Genomic DNA, 17,111 nt, shown 5'->3' on the forward strand with positions numbered 1-17,111 from the left:
CAATAGCAAAGCCCAGGCCAACCCCTGCATAGGGTCAGACCATTTCCTCGCCACCCTTGCCACCCAGCACGATCTCGCCGGCATCGGCCATGCGCCGGGCGACGGCGAGTACCTCTTTCTGCGCCCCTTCCACCTCGGATAGCCGTACCGGCCCCTTGGCTTCCAGGTCATCGCGCAGCAGCTCAGCGGCACGCTTGGACATGTTGCGGAAGAACTTCTCCTTGATGCCCTCGTCGGCGCCCTTGAGCGCCAGCACCAGGACATCGGACGATACCTCGCGGAGCAGGGCCTGGATGCCGCGGTCGTCCACGTCCGCCAGGTTGTCGAAGACGAACATCAGATCCTCGATCTGTCCCGACAGATCCTGATCCGCTTCGCGGATCGAATCCATCAGCGGTCCTTCGACCGAGCTGTCCAGGTAGTTCATGATGTCGGCCGCGCGCTTCACGCCGCCCAGCGCGGTACGAGTGGTGCTGGCGCTGCCGGAGAACTGCTTCTCCAGGATCAGGTTCAGCTCCTTGAGCGCCGCCGGTTGCACGGTATTCAGCGACGAGACGCGCAGGACGATGTCCAGGCGCACCTTGTGATCGAAATGGCCGAGTACCTCCGCCGCCTGGTCCGGATCCAGGTAGGCCACCACGATGGCCTGGATCTGCGGGTGCTCGTAGCGGATCACGTCCGCCACCGCTCGCGGCTCCATCCACTTCAGGCTGTCCAGGCCGCTGGTGTTGCCGCCCAGCAGGATCCGGTCGATCAGGCCACTGGCCTTGTCCTCGCCCAGTGCCTGGGTCAGCATCTTGCGGATATAGCCATCGGCGCCAACGCCCAGACTGGTCTGGTCGCCGACCACTTCGATGAAGTCGCCGAGCACCCGCTCGACCTGCTCACGGTTGACGTTGCGCATCTGGGCCATGGCGGTACCGACCTTCTGCACCTCCTTGGGCCCCATGTGCCGGAGGATCTGCGCAGCATCGGCCTCACCCAGCGACAGCAGGAAGATGGCTGCCTTCTCGACCTGGGTGAGTTGCGCGTCATTCGTCGCCATTGATCCAATCCTTCACTACCTGGGCAACACGGCCCGGATCATCGTTGACCAGCTGCTTGATGGCCGTCAGCTGGGCGTCGTAGCCCTCGCTGGGGCTGGGCAGCAGCAGCGGCGCCGGACCTGCCAGACTGACCTTGTCGTCGGCCAGATCGTCCGAGAGACCATCCAGCCCCCCGGCGCCGAGGGCACCGGCACCACCCGCCGCGGCCAGGGCGGCGGCGTCCTTGGCGTTGCCACCGGACAGATTCTTCAGCACTGGGCGCAACACCCCAAAGACTAGCACCAGGATGAACAGCACACCCAGCGCCTGCTTCACCACACCCCAGAACCAGGGCTGCTGATAGAAGGGAATGCTCTCGATCTCTTCCTGTTGTACCGGGGCGAAGGGCGCATTGATCACGCTCACGCTGTCGCCACGGCTGGCATCGAAGCCCACGGCATCCTGTACCAGACGAGTGAAGCGCGCCAGGTCTTCGGTGCTCCAGGGTTGATGGGTCACCTTGCCAGCCGCATCGACCTTGATCTGATCGTCGAGCACCACCGCGACGGAAAGCCGACGCAGACGGCCCTGCTGCTGACGGGTGTAGCTGACGCTGCGATCCAGCTCGTAGTTGCGCGTGTTCTGCTCACGCTTGTCGGTCGGGTACGGCAGGGTGGCCGGCAGGTTGGTCTTGCTGTCGTAGATGTATTGGTCGTTGGCATCACGCAGCGGCTGGCCCGGAGCGATGTAATTCGCACCGCCGCCACCACCCTGACCGGTCTTTTCCGGAGTCGAGGACGGCCCGGGCGGCTGGTTCGACAGCGCGCCCGGCACGCCCTGGGCGCCACCGCCGGAAGTCTGGCGCTGCTCGCTGTTCTGCTGCTCACTGCGCAGTGCCGGCTGGTCGGGGTTGAATTGCTCGGCCGTCGATTCCACGGCATTGAAATCGACGTCCGCCGCCACTTCCGCCTTGAAGCGACCGTTACCTACTACCGGCAGCATGATGTTCTGCACGCGCTGGGTCAGGGAGCTTTCCATCTTGTGGGTGTAGTCGAGCTGCTTGCCGGCGATCGACAGCTCGGACATGTTCTGCTGGTCGGACAGCAACTGCCCCTTCTGGTCGACGACGGTGACCTGGGACTTATCCAGGTTCGGCACGCTGGTGGCGACCAGGTTGATGATGGCCATGACCTGACCGGCATCCAGGGTACGGCCGGGATACATCTCGACCAGCACCGAGGCGCTCGGCTTGCGCTCGTCACGGACGAACACGGAGCTCTTCGGAATCGCCAGGTGCACCCGGGCGGCCTTGATGCCGTTGAGGCTGGAGATGGTGCGGGCCAGTTCGCCTTCCAGGCTGCGCCGGTAATTCGCCGCTTCCATGAACTGGCTGGTGCCCAGCGGCTGCTCCTTGTCCAGCAGCTCGAAGCCGACGTTGCCGTCCGAGGGGGTTATACCGGCAGCCGCCATCTTCATGCGGGCACGACCGAGGTCGTCGGCCTTGACCAGCAAGGCGCCGGAATTCGGATCGACCTTGTAGCCGATGTCCGCCGCGCCCAGGGCCTGCAGCACCTGGTTGGCATCCAGGCCGTTCATGCTGGTGTACAGCGGCCGATAGTCGGGCTGCTGGGTCCAGAGCACCACGGCGAAACCCAGGGCGACACTGGCCGCCAGACCAATCAGCAGACCCAGCTGACGCAGCAGCGGCATTTCCGACAGGTTGTCGAGAAAGCTGAGGCCAAGAAGTGGCTTCTTGGGCTTTTCTTCCGCGTCGGGCTTGGCGGTGGGGACGGGTACGTTGGTAAGAGCGTCAGCCATTTTCTAGACCGTCCTCAAATCGACATTTGCATGATGTCTTGGTACGCCTGCACGAACTTATTGCGTACCTGGGTCAAGGCCTGCACGGACACGCTGGCCTTCTGGGAAGCGATCATGACTTGAGTGAGGTCGACGCCGCCCTGCCCCAGCTCGAAGGACTTGGCCAACTCGTTGGCGGTCTGCTGGGTTTCATTGACGGAGCCCACGGCCTTGCTGAGCATGTCGGCGAAGCTCGGGCCCTGAACCTGTTCGGTGCCGGCAGGCGCTGCCACGGCTTTCGACCGGGCCATGGCCTCGGTCTGCATGGAACGCATTTCCAGCATCAACCGATTGAACTCGACACCTTGAACCATTTGCTCTGCTCCTCTGGCACGGAAAGTTGACGCCGTACCCACTCGTGTCAGAGATAGAGCAATGCCTGTGCCAGATCCTAAAAATCCAGCTAAAACAATGGCTTGGTAAGAAGGTGCAGAGAGACGGTTAAAGTTTGCCGAAAATCAGTCGACGCTGAGCAGCTCGCGATTGCGTTGCAGCAGGGCCTTGCCGATGCCCTTGACTTCAAGCAGCTCGTCCACCGAGGCAAAGGCGCCATGAGCTTGGCGATGATCGACGATGGCCTGCGCCTTGACCGCGCCGATGCCCCGCAGCCGTTGCAGTGCAACGACATCGGCGACATTGATATTGAGCGGTGCCTGCAGGGTGCTGATAGTAGAAGCTTTGGTCGTGGCGCTCGCGACCGTTTCGCAGCCGAGCGCCCAGGGACTGAGCACGACCAACAGGATAACTGTCCATAGCAGTCTCATAGAGGAACCTCCTGTTCCACTGTTCGATCCAGCGAGCTTAAGTCGCCCTAACCGGCTGTCAACTCACCAAGGCTCCGGCCTGCTCCCGTTCGCTCTTGAGCGCCGTCAGCGTCTGTCTCACCCCCTGACGCCAATCGCTAGGGGCGATACCGAAGCGCCGCTCCAATTCACTGGAGTCCAGCATGGAATAGGCGGGCCGCTTGGCGAGGGTAGGAAATTCGGCGGTGGTGATACCGGTGATGAGCGGTGCGCGCTCCAATATGCCGACCTCCTGGCCTGCATCTATGATGTAGCGGGCGAAATCGCACCAGCTCAGGCCGCTGTCACCACCGAAGTGGTAGAGCCCGTAGGCCGCCTGCTCCGGACGCGACCGAACGCTTGCCGCGATCTGCAGCAGCGCATCGGCGATATGCCCGGCATAGGTGGGGCAACCCACCTGATCGCTCACCACCCGCAACTCGTCGCGGTCAGCCGCGAGGCGCAGCATGGTCTTGAGAAAGTTGTTGCAGTGCTCGCTGAACACCCAGGCCGTTCTCAAGACCACGGCGCGGGGGCAGGCGGACAGCACGCGATGCTCCCCTTCCAGCTTGGTCATGCCGTAGACACCGGACGGGCTGACCGGATCGTCGATCCGGTAAGGCGCCGTCGCGGTACCGTCGAACACGTAGTCGGTGGAGAGGTGCAACAGGGCGATACCGGCAGCCCCACAGGCCTGGGCCAGGACCGCGGGACCCTCGATGTTTCCGCGGGCGGCGATCTCTGGCTCCTGTTCAGCCTTGTCGACCGCCGTGTAGGCGGCCGCATTGATCACCACGTCAGGCCTGAATCGCTCGAGATGGCTGGTTACCGAGCCTTCGTCAGCAATATCCAGAGTGGCACGTCCATGGGCCTCCCATGCCAGTTCTGAACATTGCAGCCGGTCAGTCAGACAGCGCCCGACCTGACCGTTCGCTCCGGTAACCAGTATCTTCATCTATACAGCTCCGCCAATCGAAGTCCTTGTGCATCTTTGGCGGACAGGATGGGATCCTTGACCCGCCAGTCGATATTCAGATCCGGATCATTCCAGATCAAAGATCCTTCATCAGAGGGATCGTAATAATCTGTGCACTTGTATTCAAAATCAGCGGTTTCAGACAGCACCACGAAGCCATGGGCGAGACCCGGCGGTATCCAGAGCTGGCGTTTGTTGTCCTCCGAGAGGATCTCGGCCACCACGTTGCCGAAGGTGGATGAACCCCGGCGGATGTCGACGGCCACGTCCAGCACTTCGCCGCGCACGACCCGCACCAGCTTGCCCTGGGGCTTGCTGCGCTGGAAATGCAGGCCGCGCAGGACGTTCTGCGCCGAACGCGAATGGTTGTCTTGGACGAACGGCAGGGTGATCCCCGCCTGCTGGGCATAACGATCCGCCTGGAAGGACTCCAGGAAGAACCCGCGCTCGTCACCGAAGACCTTGGGTTCGATCAGCTTAACGTCCGGGATCGCGGTATCGAAGACCTGCATCAGCCCTGCTCCTTGCACAGCCGCGCCAGGTACTGGCCGTACCCGGTCTTGCTAAGGGCCTCGGCCTGCAGCGCCATCTGCTCGCAGGTGATCCAGCCCTTCTGGAAGGCGATCTCTTCGAGACAGGCCACCTTCAGTCCCTGGCGCTTCTCGATGGTCTGCACGAAATGACCGGCTTCCAGCAGCGCATCGTGGGTACCGGTATCGAGCCAGGCGAAACCTCGACCCAGCAAGGAGACGTTCAGCGTGCCGCGACGCAGATACTCGTTGTTGACGTCGGTGATTTCCAGTTCGCCACGGGGCGAGGGCTTGATGTTGGCGGCGATGTCCAGCACGTCGTTGTCGTAGAAGTACAGCCCCGTTACCGCATAGCTGGACTTGGGCTTCTTCGGCTTCTCTTCGATACTCAAGGCCTTGCCCTGGTCATCGAACTCGACCACGCCGAAACGCTCGGGGTCGGCGACGTAGTAACCGAAGACCGTGGCGCCCTTCTCCTGGCTGGCCGCCTTGAGCAGCGTTTCGCTGAAGCGCTGGCCGTAGAAGATGTTATCGCCAAGCACCAGGCAGACATTGTCGTCGCCGACGAATTCGCGGCCGATGATGAAGGCCTGGGCCAAACCATCCGGACTGGGTTGTTCGGCGTAGCTCAGTTGCATGCCGAACTGGCTGCCGTCACCGAGCATGCGCTGGAAACCGGGCAGATCGGCCGGCGTGGAGATGACCAGCACTTCCCGGATACCGGCCAGCATCAGCACGGACAGCGGGTAGTAGATCATGGGCTTGTCGTAGATCGGCAGCGATTGCTTGGAAACGCCCAGGGTAATGGGATGCAAACGGGTACCGGAGCCACCGGCCAGCAGAATTCCCTTGTACTTGCTCATGGCAATCGTCCTCTGAAAATTGACTGTCGCTGTCGGTCGGACACGCCGTACGCGTGTCCGAGATCGGATCGTTAAACGGCTTCGCCGAGACGTTCGAGACGATAGGCACCGGACAGTACCCGCTGCCACCACTCTCGATTGTTCAGGTACCAGGTGACGGTCTTGCGCATACCGGTCTCGAAGGTCTCTTCCGGCGTCCAGCCCAGTTCGCGGCCGATCTTGCTGGCATCGATCGCGTATCTCATGTCATGACCGGGACGATCCTTGACGAAGGTGATGAGGTCGCGATAACGCTCGACACCGGCGGGTTTCTGCGGTTCCAGCTCTTCCAGCAGGTCGCAGATGGTCTCGACGACCTGCAGGTTGCGCTTCTCGTTGTGGCCACCGATGTTATAGGTCTCGCCGACCTCACCCTGGGTCACCACGGTGTACAGAGCCCGGGCATGGTCTTCGACGAACAGCCAGTCACGCACCTGCGAACCATCGCCGTAGACCGGCAGCGGCTTGCCGTGGATGGCATTGAGAATGACGTGGGGGATCAGCTTCTCGGGGAAGTGATAGGGGCCGTAGTTGTTCGAGCAGTTGGTCACCAGTACCGGCAGCCCGTAGGTCCGACCCCAGGCACGCACCAGGTGGTCGCTGCCGGCCTTGCTCGCGGAGTAGGGCGAGCTGGGCGCATAGGGAGTGGTCTCGGTGAAGAGATCATCGGTGCCATGCAGGTCACCATAGACCTCGTCGGTGGAAATGTGATGGAAACGGAACGCCGCCTTGGCTTCCGGCGCCAGGCCGTTCCAGTAGGCGCGGGTCACTTCCAGCATGACACCGGTACCCACCACGTTGGTCTGGATGAAGGCGGCAGGGCCTTCGATGGAGCGGTCCACGTGGGACTCGGCAGCCAGGTGCATCACCACGTCAGGTTGGAAGGCGGCGAACACCTTCTGCAGCGCGGAGAAGTCGCAGATGTCCACCTGGTGGAATTCGTAGCGTTCCGACGTCGATACGTCCGCCAGGGAATCCACGTTACCGGCGTACGTCAGCTTGTCGACGTTGGCAACCTTGCATTGGGTTTCGTTGATAAGAAAACGTACTACGGCGGAACCTATGAAACCCGCGCCACCCGTTACCAGTACCTTCATCCTGAATCCTGCCTATATCGATTTGCACATCATCCTGCCCGGACCTGTGGGCAAGACATCGGAGGACGGCGCAGCCATCCCTGGCCTGGGACGTCGGCCAACGCCGTACGCCCAAAGACCTGAGTTAAACATTGGCAAAAAAGGAAAGTTCAGCGGAATGGCGGGAGGTTGCCGCTTCTGTGCTCGGCTTCAAATACGCAGCTTGCGAAACCGGCGCGGCATCACTCGATGGATCTTTTGCCATGCAGCCAGTCGACGATGTCACCTTCGGGGCTGTAGCCGGCTACGGTATCGCGCAGCAACTGGCGCACCCGGACATAGTCACCTGCATCGATCGACCGGCTCAACTCGACGAGGGCGAGCCTGAAAGCGTCCCAGGCGAGGAAGTCTTCGCTGGCGCGCATGATCTTGGGATGAGAGGTGGGACTGACATCGTCACCGATGAGCAGCTCTTCATAGAGCTTTTCACCCGGGCGCAAGCCGGTGAATTCGATAGCCACATCGCCATGGGGATTGCTCGGCGAACGCACGCTGAGACCCGACAGCTTGATCATCTGCTCGGCCAGCTCCACGATCCGCACCGGCTCGCCCATGTCCAGCACGAAGACGTCACCGCCCTCACCCATCGCCCCGGCCTGGATGACCAGTTGCGCCGCCTCGGTGATGGTCATGAAGAAACGGGTGATCTTGGGATGGGTGACGGTGACCGGACCACCCTTGCGGATCTGGGTGCGGAATAAGGGGATAACCGAGCCGGAAGAACCCAGCACGTTGCCGAACCTCACCATGGTGAAACGGGTTCGATTGACCTGGTGGATGCCGTCGGTCTGCCCATGCAGCACGGGCGCCGCCTCGCGACTGAGCGCCTGCAGGATCATCTCGGCCAAGCGTTTGGTACTGCCCATGATGTTGGTGGGGCGTACCGCCTTGTCGGTGGAAATCAGGACGAAGCTGGTCACCCCGGCCTGGATGGCTGCCTGGGCGGCATTGAGCGTCCCCAGGACGTTATTGCCGAACCCCTCGGCGATGTTGTGCTCGACCATGGGCACATGCTTGTAGGCCGCCGCATGATAGACGGTAGCCACCTTCCAATGGCGCATGACCTGCAGCAGCAACGGCGCGTTGCGGATTGAGCCCAGGACGGGCACCAGGGTGACCGGCAGCGCTTCCCGTTGAATATAGGCGTCCAGCTCGCGATGGATGCTGTAGAGGTTGAATTCGGCGTGATCGAGCAAGATCAGGGTGAGGGGCTTCTGGCCAATGATCTGCCGACACAGCTCGGCACCGATGGACCCCCCTGCCCCCGTCACCATCACCACCTGTTGGGTAATGCAGCGCGCGAACAGCTCAGGGCGGGGAGCGACCGGATCGCGTCCCAGCAGGTCGGCGATATCCACTTCCTGAAGATCATCCACCTGCACCTTGCCGCAGGCCAGATCGCTGATTCGCGGTACGGTCCTGACATGTAGCGGGTAAGGCTCCAGCAGACTCAACACCTCACGGCGGCGCGACCGGGTAGCCGACGGAATGGCCAGGAGAATCTCCTCGGCACCGCTTTCATCGATCATCTGCTGGATGTGCTTAGGGGTATAGACCTTGAGACCGGCGATGATGCGGTTGGCAATGCTCTTGTCGTCATCGATGAAGGCGACTGGACGCATGGCCCGCCCCATGCGCAAGGCCGCGACCAATTGATTGCCCGCCGACCCTGCGCCATAGATGGCGACACGCGGCAGCTCATCCGGCTGCTTGATAAAGGGCACCGTGATGGCGCGATACCAGTCGCCCAGGAAGTACTGACGCAAGGCCAGGCGCAGACCACCGATCAGGATCAGGCTGACGATCCAGTAATTGAAGATCATCGAGCGCGGCACGATCTCCGGCAGATCGCGATACCAGTAGATGACCACGGACAACAACAGCGTCGACAGGGTGACGGCCTTGGCGATGGCGATCAGGGCATCGTTGCCCAGATAGCGCATTACCGCACGGTACATGCCGAAGCGAATGAACAGGGGAATGGCGATGGCCGGCGCGGTGAGGAACAACCAGGCGTGCCCGCTGAGTGGCTCGATCATCTGCATGGAGCCCAGTCGCAGATAGAATGCCAGCCACAGAGAGATCCAGATGAGCAGAAGATCCACCGCGACCTGGATGACCCTCTTCGTACGGCGATTCAGCTTGACCAGATGGTCACGCAACATATCAGTGTCCCTAATCCTCGAGTCCGCTGGACTGCGCAGCCGTAGCTACCTCATCGGTCCCAGCATTGTATCGAAGGGCCAGGCAAAGCAAGGGCCCATAGGCGAGCAATAAACCTAGTATGGCACCTAAATGTCCTACTCCCACCAGCAAAGCGATAGGTAACAGCCAGCACAGGTTGATAACCAGTACCGCCAGGGTCACTGAGCGATGCGTTCCATGTCGACGTGATGCCCACTGGTAGGCATGGGTACGATGGGCTTCGTAAGGCTTCTTGCCACGGCTCAGCCGCCGCAGCAAGGTCCAGGTCGCGTCCACGACGAAGACCGCCAGAAGGATCAGCCAGGCCCAGAACAGTGACAGTTGGGCCATGGCGGCTTGCAAGGACAGGACGCCCAGGATCAGGCCCAGGAATCCACTCCCCACGTCGCCCATGAAGATTCGTGCCGGTGGGAAATTCCAGAGCAGGAAACCACCGACGGCCGCAGCCAAGAGCAACGGCGCGCCCAATAGACCTGGATAGCCCGTCACCCCGTAGATCAGCGCCATGCCCAGGCAGGCGGTCAAGGCCTCGACCGCCGCGATACCATCGATGCCATCCATGAAATTGTAGAGATTCAGCAGCCAGACCAGATAGAACGCACCCAGCAGCAGAATCAGCCATGCGGGCAGCCCGGTCATACCGGCCAGGACGGTGGGCAGCACACCGTAGCCACCCAATCCCAGCAAGGCCACCAGCGCCGCCACGAAATGGCCGAGCAGCCGCCATCCGGCACCGACGTGGCGGTGATCATCGACGAAGCCCAGGGTCGCCACCAGCAACCCCGCTCCTACCAGCACGGCACAGGAAGACGTCTCGAGCAGCCCCAGCTTTTGCAGCACCAGGCAACCGAGCAGGAACACCACGACGAAGGCCAGTCCGCCCCCGCGAGGCGTCGGCACCTGGTGCGAGCTGCGCGCATTGGGCTCGTCGAGCAGACCGCCAGATAGGGCATAGCGGCGCAGCGCCGCCGTGCCCAGCCAGCTACCGCAAAGCGCAGCGACCAGCAGCACGAGCATCATGCCGAGGTCCCCATACGCGCCCGTTGCGCGCCCAACGCCCGCAGTGCAGTGCGGGCCGAAACCGGCGGCTGCCAGCCCAGCAGGCTCTTGGTGGGCTGGATGTCGACCTGCAACGATCCACAGAGTCGCTGAGCCACCTCGGCACGCCCCAGCAGACGTGCACACCCTTCGAGCCAACTGACGGGGATGGGGATCAGCCGGGCTTTCTTGCCCAGCCCATCCCCTAGTAGCTCGAGCAATTCGGCGGTGGAGACATCTTCGTCGTCACTGACCAGCAGGATGGCACCCGCCGCCTGGGGCGCCTCGACGCACAGGCTCAGGAGGTCGAGCAGATTTTCCACGGCCAGCAGGCTACGACGGTTATGCCTGACACCACCGAGCGGCAGCGGTACGCCGCGGGCCAGGGTATCCAGCAGCTTGGCCACATTGGCCTTCACCCCGGGACCATAGATCAGCGGCGGACGAACGATGACCACTTCCAGCCCGGTCTCGGCCATAAGCGCCAATAGTTGCTGCTCGGCTGCGGCTTTGGAGCGGGCATAGGCATCGGAAGGTTGGGGCTGATCGTCGGCGCGGAATGGACGCCCTGGAAGGGTCCAGTCGCCATTCACCTTGATACTGCTGACGAAGATGAAGCGGCGAACCCCTGCGGCCACGGCATCCTGCGCCAGCTTAAGGGTCGCCGCTCGATTCACCTCGTCATAGCGTCTTTCGCTGGCGACTCCTGGCACTTCACCCAGCTGATGCACGCGAGCGGCGAGATGGATGACGGTATCCACGCCTGATAAAGGCTGTGACCAGTCGGTATCGGCGGACAGCTCGCGGATAACCGTGGTAGACCCGCTCTGGAGCGTCGAGTCCGAAGACTGCCGATAGGCTGCAACTACCTGGCAACCCCTGTCACGCAAATGCTTGACCAGGGCCGTACCCACAAATCCACCCGCTCCCGTCACCAGAATCTTGCGTTCCATCAATACCGTGCGCCAATCCAGTCAGACAAGGGGCGCTCATGGTAAGACATTGCCCCGCAGGGGCCTAGCGATGCAAAAACAGCGGGTATAAAAAAGCCCACCAGCCAGAGGCTGATGGGCCAGAAAACGACTGCTGAGCGTTACAGGCTCTTGGCGGCCACCGGCACTTCGGCAGCCTGCATACGGGCTACCGGCTGAGCGACATAGTGGCGCGAAAAATTCTCGATGCGCTGGGCGGGCTGCAGGAAGAGCGCAACCAACCAGCTACCGGCCAGAGCGGCGACGGCGAGGAAAGGGTGACCGAGTTGCATGCTGGTGAAGCAGGCAGCGATACCGATCCAGATGAAAAGATAGTGGCGCATGACAACTTCCTCACTCGGAGTGGACTACGAGGTCACCCAAGACCTTATGTGAGCGAAGTCTCATACAAAAATCAGAACCCGTCTACAAAAATATCAAAAAGGCTTGACTTTTTTTGTAAACGTCAAAATTCCGATATGAATCTAAGCGGAAACGCTTTTTTGACGACAGCAGGAAAAATACGAAAATCAATAAAATCAGAAACTTGGCAAGCATCGACAAAGTGATAGCGGAAACAACGTCGGCTTTATGGCTCCAGCTCGTTGACCCTATCTCTTAGCTCTTTACCTGGCTTGAAGTGCGGTACGAACTTTCCATCCAACAGGACCGACTCTCCGGTCTTGGGATTGCGCCCGGTTCGCGGTGCACGATAGTGCAGGGAGAAGCTACCGAATCCCCTGATTTCGATGCGATCACCCGTGGAGAGCGCCTGAGCCATTTGCTCCAGCATGGTCTTGATCGCCAGTTCGACGTCCCTGGACGACAACTGCCCCTGGTAGGAAACGATGCGCTCGATCAACTCCGACTTGGTCATGGATTTTTCCTTCGTTATCAAGCGGCTAGATCACCTCTGAGAACTTTTAGCACGCTGACCGATTTTTGAAAAGTCAAGCCAGCAGCTTTTGCCCCTACCAACTTTTTGCGCTTCGTAGCGATCAACCGTGTTTTTCGCAGGCAAAAAAAAGCGACCCCGAAGGGTCGCCTTTCTTCAAGCTCGAACTTAGTTCTGGCTTTCCATCTGCGCCTTGATAAGGTCGCCGATGGTGGTGGGGCCAGCAGCAGGCTCTTGCTTGCTACGCAGGGAGCTCATGGCTTCCTTCTCGTCGTCGACGTCCTTGGACTTGACGGAGAGGCTGATCACGCGGCTCTTGCGATCGATGCTGATGATCTTGGCTTCGACTTCGTCGCCTTCCTTCAGCACGTTACGGGCGTCTTCGACGCGATCACGGCTGATTTCGGACGCCTTCAGGACGCCTTCGATCTCGTTGCCCAGGCTGATGACAGCGCCCTTGGCATCGACTTCCTTGACGGTACCGCGCACGATGGTGCCTTTCTCGTTCAGGGAGGCGTAGTTGGAGAACGGATCGTCTTCCAGCTGCTTGATACCCAGGGAGATGCGCTCGCGCTCGGGGTCGACCGACAGGATCACGGTGTCCAGCTCGTCACCCTTCTTGAAGCGACGCACGGCTTCTTCGCCGGTTTCGTTCCAGGAGATGTCGGACAGGTGTACCAGGCCGTCGATGCCGCCTTCCAGACCAATGAAGATACCGAAATCGGTGATCGATTTGATGGTGCCGGAGATGCGGTCGCCCTTGTTGAACTGACCCGAGAACTCTTCCCACGGGTTAGCGCGGCACTGCTTGATGCCCAGGGAGATACGACGACGCTCTTCGTCGATATCCAGGACCATGACTTCCACTTCGTCGCCGACCTGAACGACCTTGGACGGGTGGATGTTCTTGTTGGTCCAGTCCATTTCGGACACGTGCACCAGGCCTTCCACGCCCTCTTCCAGCTCGGCGAAGCAGCCGTAGTCGGTGAGGTTGGTGACACGCGCCTGAACGCGGGTGCCTTCCGGGTAACGGGCCTTGATGGCGACCCACGGATCTTCGCCCAGCTGCTTCAGACCCAGGGAGACGCGGTTGCGCTCGCGGTCGAACTTCAGCACCTTGACGTCGATCTCGTCGCCGACGTTGACGATTTCCGACGGATGCTTGATGCGCTTCCAGGCCATGTCGGTGATGTGCAGCAGGCCGTCTACGCCGCCCAGGTCGACGAACGCACCGTAGTCGGTGAGGTTCTTGACGATACCCTTGACTTGCTGGCCTTCCTGCAGGGATTCCAGCAGAGCTTCACGCTCGGCGCTATTCTCGGCTTCCAGGACGCTACGACGGGAAACGACAACGTTGTTGCGCTTCTGGTCCAGCTTGATGACCTTGAACTCGAGTTCCTTGCCTTCCAGGTGAGTGGTGTCACGCACCGGACGGACGTCGACCAGGGAGCCCGGCAGGAACGCGCGGATACCGCTGACGTCGACGGTGAAACCGCCCTTGACCTTGCCGTTGATGACACCCTTGACCACTTCGTCGGCGCTGAACGCTGCTTCCAGGACCAGCCAGGACTCGGCGCGCTTGGCCTTTTCGCGAGACACTTTGGTTTCGCCGAAACCGTCTTCAACGGCATCCAGGGCCACGTGGACTTCGTCGCCCACGTTGATGGTCAGCTCGCCTTGTTCGTTGTAGAACTGCTCGAGCGGAACCAGGCCTTCGGATTTCAGGCCGGTGTCGACCACAACCCAGTCACCATCGATGGACACCACGGTACCCGTGATGATGGCACCCGGTTGCATGTCGAGGGATTTCAGACTTTCTTCAAAGAGTTCTGCGAAGCTTTCGCTCATGTTTATACCTGTTGTATGGATACCCGATGTATCCGGCTACCGCATGACCAGCCCATGCGGGGTGAGTGGTTACCATCCGGCTACCGGGATGCGACTGGTTCCCGGCAGCTTTCACCGACGACTCGGATGAGTCTCGGCCTTCATCCCGCCAGGTCGCGCTCGGCGGCCAAGGTCAGGATGCGTTCCAATACCTGTTGTATGGAGAGATGCGTGGAATCCAGCACGACGGCATCGTCGGCGGGCTTGAGCGGAGCGACGCTACGCTGACTATCGCGGGCGTCCCGCTCACGGATCTCTTCCAGGAGGGCAGGCAAGCTAACATTTTCGCCCTTCTGCTTCAACTGAAGATAGCGTCTCTGCGCCCTTTCCTCGGCACCGGCGGTCAGAAAGATCTTCAGCTCGGCGTCCGGAAACACCACGGTGCCCATGTCGCGACCGTCGGCCACCAGGCCGGGGGCTTCGCGGAAGGCCTGCTGGCGCTGCAACAGGGCGTCGCGTACGACCGGCAGGGTGGCGACCTGGGAGGCGCCGGCACCGACTTCCTCGGTGCGGATGACGTCGGTGACGTCTTCGCCTTCGAGGATGATGCGCTGGCCGTGTTCATGACCGGCGAGGAACTGGACGTCCAGATGGGCGGCCAGCAGCTTGAGCGATTCCTCGTTGGTGTAGTCGACCCCATGGTTGCGGGCGGCGAAGGCCAGCAGGCGATAGAGCGCACCAGAATCCAGCAGATTCCAGCCGAGCTGACGGGCGACCAGCGCCGCGAGGGTGCCCTTCCCCGAACCGCCGGGGCCATCGAGGGTGATGACGGGTGCGGTACTGCTCATGAGTGCCCCTCCGTAAGGGATTGATTGGCGGCGACTTGGGCGCCGGCCTGGGTACGGCTGGCGAGGATACGCCCGAAATATTCGCGCGCACCGCGCGCATGGGTCAGCACCTCCATGAGGAACTGACCATCGCCGGCCTGGATGGCGCCACGCAGCTCGTCGAGATCGGCGCGATAGGTATCCAGGGCCTGCAGCACGGCTTCGCGGTTGGCGATGAAGATGTCGTGCCACATGGTTGGATCGCTGCCGGCGATACGGGTGAAGTCGCGGAAGCCGCCAGCGGCGTAGTGGAATATCTCGCGGTTCTCGCTGCGCTTGGCCAACGAGTCCACCAGATTAAACGCCAACAGGTGCGGCAGATGGCTGGTGGCGGCGAGGACCTGGTCATGGTGCTCGACGGTCATGTGCTCGACGTCGGCGCCGATGGCGCGCCAGAGCCGGTCGACCTTGTCCAGATCGGCCGCCAAGGTCTCCTCCAGCGGAGTGAGGATGACTTTATGGCGATTGAACAAGGCCGCGTTGGCCGCCGTGACGCCACTGCGCTCGGAACCGGCGATGGGATGACCCGGCACGAAATGGAGCGCCTGGCCGGCGAAGGCCTGGCGGGCGGCGCGCACCACGTTGCCCTTGGCACTGCCGACATCGGTGAGGATGGCCGCACCCAGCGGCAGCGCCGCCAGCTCGGCGAGCACCCGTTCCATGGCCAGGATGGGCACGGCGAGCTGGATGACGTCGGCGCCCGGACAGGCCTCGGCCAGCTCGGCGACGCAGCGGTCGACCACGCCCAGTTCGACGGCCAGGCGCCGGGTCTCGGGATCGCGATCGATCCCCACCACTTCACGACAGAGACCACTGGCACGCGCGCCCTTGGCGAAGGAGCCGCCAATCAGGCCCAGGCCGACGACGACGAGGCGTTCGATCAGCGGAGTGGCCACTTCAGCCACGAGCCAGCACCTTGGTCAGCGCTGCCAGGAACCGGGCGTTTTCCGCTTCGGTGCCAATGGAGACGCGCAGGAAGGTGGGCATGCCATAGCCGGCGACGGGGCGCACGATGACACCCTCTTGCAGCAGGCCCAGGTTGATCGGCGCGGCGTCACGGCCCAGGTCGACGGCGATGAAATTGCCGCGCGAGGGAATCCATTTGAGGTCCAGCTCGCGGAAGCCGGCTTCCAATTGGGCCATGCCGGCATCGTTCAAGGCGCGACTGCGGGCCAGGTAGTCGCTGTCGGCCAGGGCGGCGCAGGCGGCGGCCTGGGCTAGGCTGTTGACGTTGAACGGCTGGCGTACGCGATTGAGGACGTCGGCCACGGTCGGCGAGGAGAAGGCGTAGCCGACCCGCAGGGCGGCCAAGCCGTAGGCCTTGGAGAAGGTCCGCGAGACGATCAGGTTCGGGTACTGCGCGAGGAAGGCCAGGCCATCCGGCAGCTCATCGCCTTCGGCGTATTCGATGTAGGCCTCGTCCAGCACCACCAGGACGTGCTCGGGGACGCGGGCGAGGAAGCGTGCCAGGGCCTCGCTGTCGAACCAGGTGCCGGTGGGATTGTTGGGGTTGGCGACGAAGACCACTCGGGTCTCGGCATCGATGGCGGCGAGCATGGCCTCGAGATCGTGACCATAGTCCTTGGCCGGCACGCTACGTCCCTCGGCGCCGATGGCCAGGGTCACCAGCGGATAGACGGCGAAGGCATGCTCGCTGAACACGGCGTTGTAGCCGGGTGCCAGATAGGCACGGGCGACCAGTTCGAGGATGTCGTTGGAACCATTGCCCAGGGTGATGCCGCTGGGGGCCACGCCGAAACGCTGGCTGAGGGCCTGCTTGAGGTCGAAGGCGTTGCCGTCGGGATAGCGGGTCAGCTCGGCCAGCTCGGCGCGGATGGCCTCGAGCGCCTTGGCACTGGGGCCGAGGGGATTCTCGTTGCTGGCGAGCTTGACGATGCTGGCGGGCGCGATGCCCAACTCGCGGGCCAGTTCATCGACGGGCTTGCCGGGCACGTAGGGCGAGAGTTTCTGTACGCCGGGAAGGGCTTGTGCCAGGAAATCGCAGCTCATGGAGACCTCTTCAACTTGCGATGACGACGGCCGCGGCCGCCGAAAATGGGCGCCATCTTAAAGCCAAGGC

At 62.0% G+C, this 17,111-nt stretch carries 16 protein-coding genes and 1 pseudogene; all 17 read right to left on the minus strand.

Translation table 11 applies throughout. From position 1 onward, the window contains the following. Window positions 1-34: 34 nt before the first annotated feature. The 17 genes and pseudogenes from fliG to hisC all read right to left on the minus strand — a co-directional run bounded on the left by fliG (window position 35) and on the right by hisC (window position 17,041). Entirely contained in the window at window positions 35-1,045 is a 1,011-nt protein-coding gene (gene fliG / locus FAZ11_RS20575) for a flagellar motor switch protein FliG (protein WP_058761288.1), read from the minus strand. Then, on the minus strand, window positions 1,032-2,843 hold the full coding sequence (gene fliF, locus FAZ11_RS20580) for a flagellar basal-body MS-ring/collar protein FliF (RefSeq protein WP_058761289.1): 1,812 nt from the start codon (window positions 2,841-2,843) through the stop codon (window positions 1,032-1,034). Before fliF ends, fliG begins: the two co-directional genes overlap by 14 nt. A 14-nt stretch (window positions 2,844-2,857) precedes the next feature. Next, on the minus strand, window positions 2,858-3,196 hold the full coding sequence (gene fliE / locus FAZ11_RS20585) for a flagellar hook-basal body complex protein FliE (protein ID WP_058761290.1): 339 nt from the start codon (window positions 3,194-3,196) through the stop codon (window positions 2,858-2,860). Between the two features lie 144 nt (window positions 3,197-3,340). Further along, on the minus strand, window positions 3,341-3,646 hold the full coding sequence (locus FAZ11_RS20590) for a ComEA family DNA-binding protein (RefSeq protein ID WP_058765967.1): 306 nt from the start codon (window positions 3,644-3,646) through the stop codon (window positions 3,341-3,343). Between the two features lie 58 nt (window positions 3,647-3,704). After that, window positions 3,705-4,619: a dTDP-4-dehydrorhamnose reductase gene (rfbD, locus tag FAZ11_RS20595; RefSeq protein WP_058773028.1), complete on the minus strand. Its 915-nt coding sequence runs from the start codon at window positions 4,617-4,619 to the stop codon at window positions 3,705-3,707. Next, window positions 4,616-5,152: a dTDP-4-dehydrorhamnose 3,5-epimerase gene (gene rfbC / locus FAZ11_RS20600; protein WP_058761293.1), complete on the minus strand. Its 537-nt coding sequence runs from the start codon at window positions 5,150-5,152 to the stop codon at window positions 4,616-4,618. The genes rfbD and rfbC overlap by 4 nt, the downstream gene beginning before the upstream one ends. After that, complete coding sequence (gene rfbA / locus FAZ11_RS20605; RefSeq protein ID WP_058761294.1) at window positions 5,152-6,033, minus strand: glucose-1-phosphate thymidylyltransferase RfbA; 882 nt, start codon at window positions 6,031-6,033, stop codon at window positions 5,152-5,154. Before rfbA ends, rfbC begins: the two co-directional genes overlap by 1 nt. A gap of 71 nt (window positions 6,034-6,104) precedes the next feature. Continuing rightward, a complete protein-coding gene (gene rfbB / locus FAZ11_RS20610; protein WP_058782833.1) occupies window positions 6,105-7,169 on the minus strand; it encodes a dTDP-glucose 4,6-dehydratase in 1,065 nt (354 codons plus the stop codon). Between the two features lie 221 nt (window positions 7,170-7,390). Further along, window positions 7,391-9,373 carry a polysaccharide biosynthesis protein gene (locus FAZ11_RS20615; protein WP_058761296.1) on the minus strand — a complete coding sequence of 661 codons (1,983 nt, stop codon included), beginning with the start codon at window positions 9,371-9,373 and terminating at the stop codon, window positions 7,391-7,393. A gap of 10 nt (window positions 9,374-9,383) precedes the next feature. Beyond that, entirely contained in the window at window positions 9,384-10,430 is a 1,047-nt protein-coding gene (locus tag FAZ11_RS20620; protein WP_058773052.1) for an MraY family glycosyltransferase, read from the minus strand. Then, window positions 10,430-11,404: an NAD-dependent epimerase/dehydratase family protein gene (locus FAZ11_RS20625; protein WP_058773026.1), complete on the minus strand. Its 975-nt coding sequence runs from the start codon at window positions 11,402-11,404 to the stop codon at window positions 10,430-10,432. Before FAZ11_RS20625 ends, FAZ11_RS20620 begins: the two co-directional genes overlap by 1 nt. 140 nt (window positions 11,405-11,544) lie before the next feature. Beyond that, window positions 11,545-11,766 carry a hypothetical protein gene (locus FAZ11_RS20630; RefSeq protein ID WP_058773025.1) on the minus strand — a complete coding sequence of 74 codons (222 nt, stop codon included), beginning with the start codon at window positions 11,764-11,766 and terminating at the stop codon, window positions 11,545-11,547. Between the two features lie 245 nt (window positions 11,767-12,011). Next, complete coding sequence (gene ihfB, locus FAZ11_RS20635) at window positions 12,012-12,299, minus strand: integration host factor subunit beta (RefSeq protein ID WP_007160396.1); 288 nt, start codon at window positions 12,297-12,299, stop codon at window positions 12,012-12,014. Window positions 12,300-12,485: 186 nt separating this feature from the next. Then, window positions 12,486-14,165 carry a 30S ribosomal protein S1 gene (gene rpsA / locus FAZ11_RS20640; protein ID WP_058761299.1) on the minus strand — a complete coding sequence of 560 codons (1,680 nt, stop codon included), beginning with the start codon at window positions 14,163-14,165 and terminating at the stop codon, window positions 12,486-12,488. Between the two features lie 140 nt (window positions 14,166-14,305). After that, window positions 14,306-14,992 carry a (d)CMP kinase gene (cmk, locus tag FAZ11_RS20645; RefSeq protein WP_058761300.1) on the minus strand — a complete coding sequence of 229 codons (687 nt, stop codon included), beginning with the start codon at window positions 14,990-14,992 and terminating at the stop codon, window positions 14,306-14,308. 38 nt (window positions 14,993-15,030) lie between these two features. Beyond that, window positions 15,031-15,915, minus strand: a pseudogene (locus FAZ11_RS20650) (prephenate dehydrogenase/arogenate dehydrogenase family protein); the annotation flags it as partial. Window positions 15,916-15,928: 13 nt separating this feature from the next. Further along, on the minus strand, window positions 15,929-17,041 hold the full coding sequence (gene hisC / locus FAZ11_RS20655) for a histidinol-phosphate transaminase (protein WP_058761302.1): 1,113 nt from the start codon (window positions 17,039-17,041) through the stop codon (window positions 15,929-15,931). Window positions 17,042-17,111 lie beyond the last annotated feature (70 nt).

It is taken from the genome of Pseudomonas rhizoryzae (assembly GCF_005250615.1).
Classification (GTDB): Bacteria; Pseudomonadota; Gammaproteobacteria; order Pseudomonadales; family Pseudomonadaceae; genus Chryseomonas; species Chryseomonas rhizoryzae.

What these genes read in the sequence shown, in the direction of transcription:
- FAZ11_RS20615 (WP_058761296.1), bottom strand. Translation starts at nt 9,373, where the DNA reads ATGTTGCGTGACCATCTGGTCAAGCTGAATCGCCGTACGAAGAGGGTC.
- rfbB (WP_058782833.1), bottom strand. Translation starts at nt 7,169, where the DNA reads ATGAAGGTACTGGTAACGGGTGGCGCGGGTTTCATAGGTTCCGCCGTA.
- rfbD (WP_058773028.1), bottom strand. Translation starts at nt 4,619, where the DNA reads ATGAAGATACTGGTTACCGGAGCGAACGGTCAGGTCGGGCGCTGTCTG.
- FAZ11_RS20625 (WP_058773026.1), bottom strand. Translation starts at nt 11,404, where the DNA reads ATGGAACGCAAGATTCTGGTGACGGGAGCGGGTGGATTTGTGGGTACG.
- fliF (WP_058761289.1), bottom strand. Translation starts at nt 2,843, where the DNA reads ATGGCTGACGCTCTTACCAACGTACCCGTCCCCACCGCCAAGCCCGAC.
- rpsA (WP_058761299.1), bottom strand. Translation starts at nt 14,165, where the DNA reads ATGAGCGAAAGCTTCGCAGAACTCTTTGAAGAAAGTCTGAAATCCCTC.
- FAZ11_RS20630 (WP_058773025.1), bottom strand. Translation starts at nt 11,766, where the DNA reads ATGCGCCACTATCTTTTCATCTGGATCGGTATCGCTGCCTGCTTCACC.
- rfbC (WP_058761293.1), bottom strand. Translation starts at nt 5,152, where the DNA reads ATGCAGGTCTTCGATACCGCGATCCCGGACGTTAAGCTGATCGAACCC.
- fliG (WP_058761288.1), bottom strand. Translation starts at nt 1,045, where the DNA reads ATGGCGACGAATGACGCGCAACTCACCCAGGTCGAGAAGGCAGCCATC.
- FAZ11_RS20590 (WP_058765967.1), bottom strand. Translation starts at nt 3,646, where the DNA reads ATGAGACTGCTATGGACAGTTATCCTGTTGGTCGTGCTCAGTCCCTGG.
- rfbA (WP_058761294.1), bottom strand. Translation starts at nt 6,033, where the DNA reads ATGAGCAAGTACAAGGGAATTCTGCTGGCCGGTGGCTCCGGTACCCGT.
- cmk (WP_058761300.1), bottom strand. Translation starts at nt 14,992, where the DNA reads ATGAGCAGTACCGCACCCGTCATCACCCTCGATGGCCCCGGCGGTTCG.
- ihfB (WP_007160396.1), bottom strand. Translation starts at nt 12,299, where the DNA reads ATGACCAAGTCGGAGTTGATCGAGCGCATCGTTTCCTACCAGGGGCAG.
- FAZ11_RS20620 (WP_058773052.1), bottom strand. Translation starts at nt 10,430, where the DNA reads ATGCTCGTGCTGCTGGTCGCTGCGCTTTGCGGTAGCTGGCTGGGCACG.
- hisC (WP_058761302.1), bottom strand. Translation starts at nt 17,041, where the DNA reads ATGAGCTGCGATTTCCTGGCACAAGCCCTTCCCGGCGTACAGAAACTC.
- fliE (WP_058761290.1), bottom strand. Translation starts at nt 3,196, where the DNA reads ATGGTTCAAGGTGTCGAGTTCAATCGGTTGATGCTGGAAATGCGTTCC.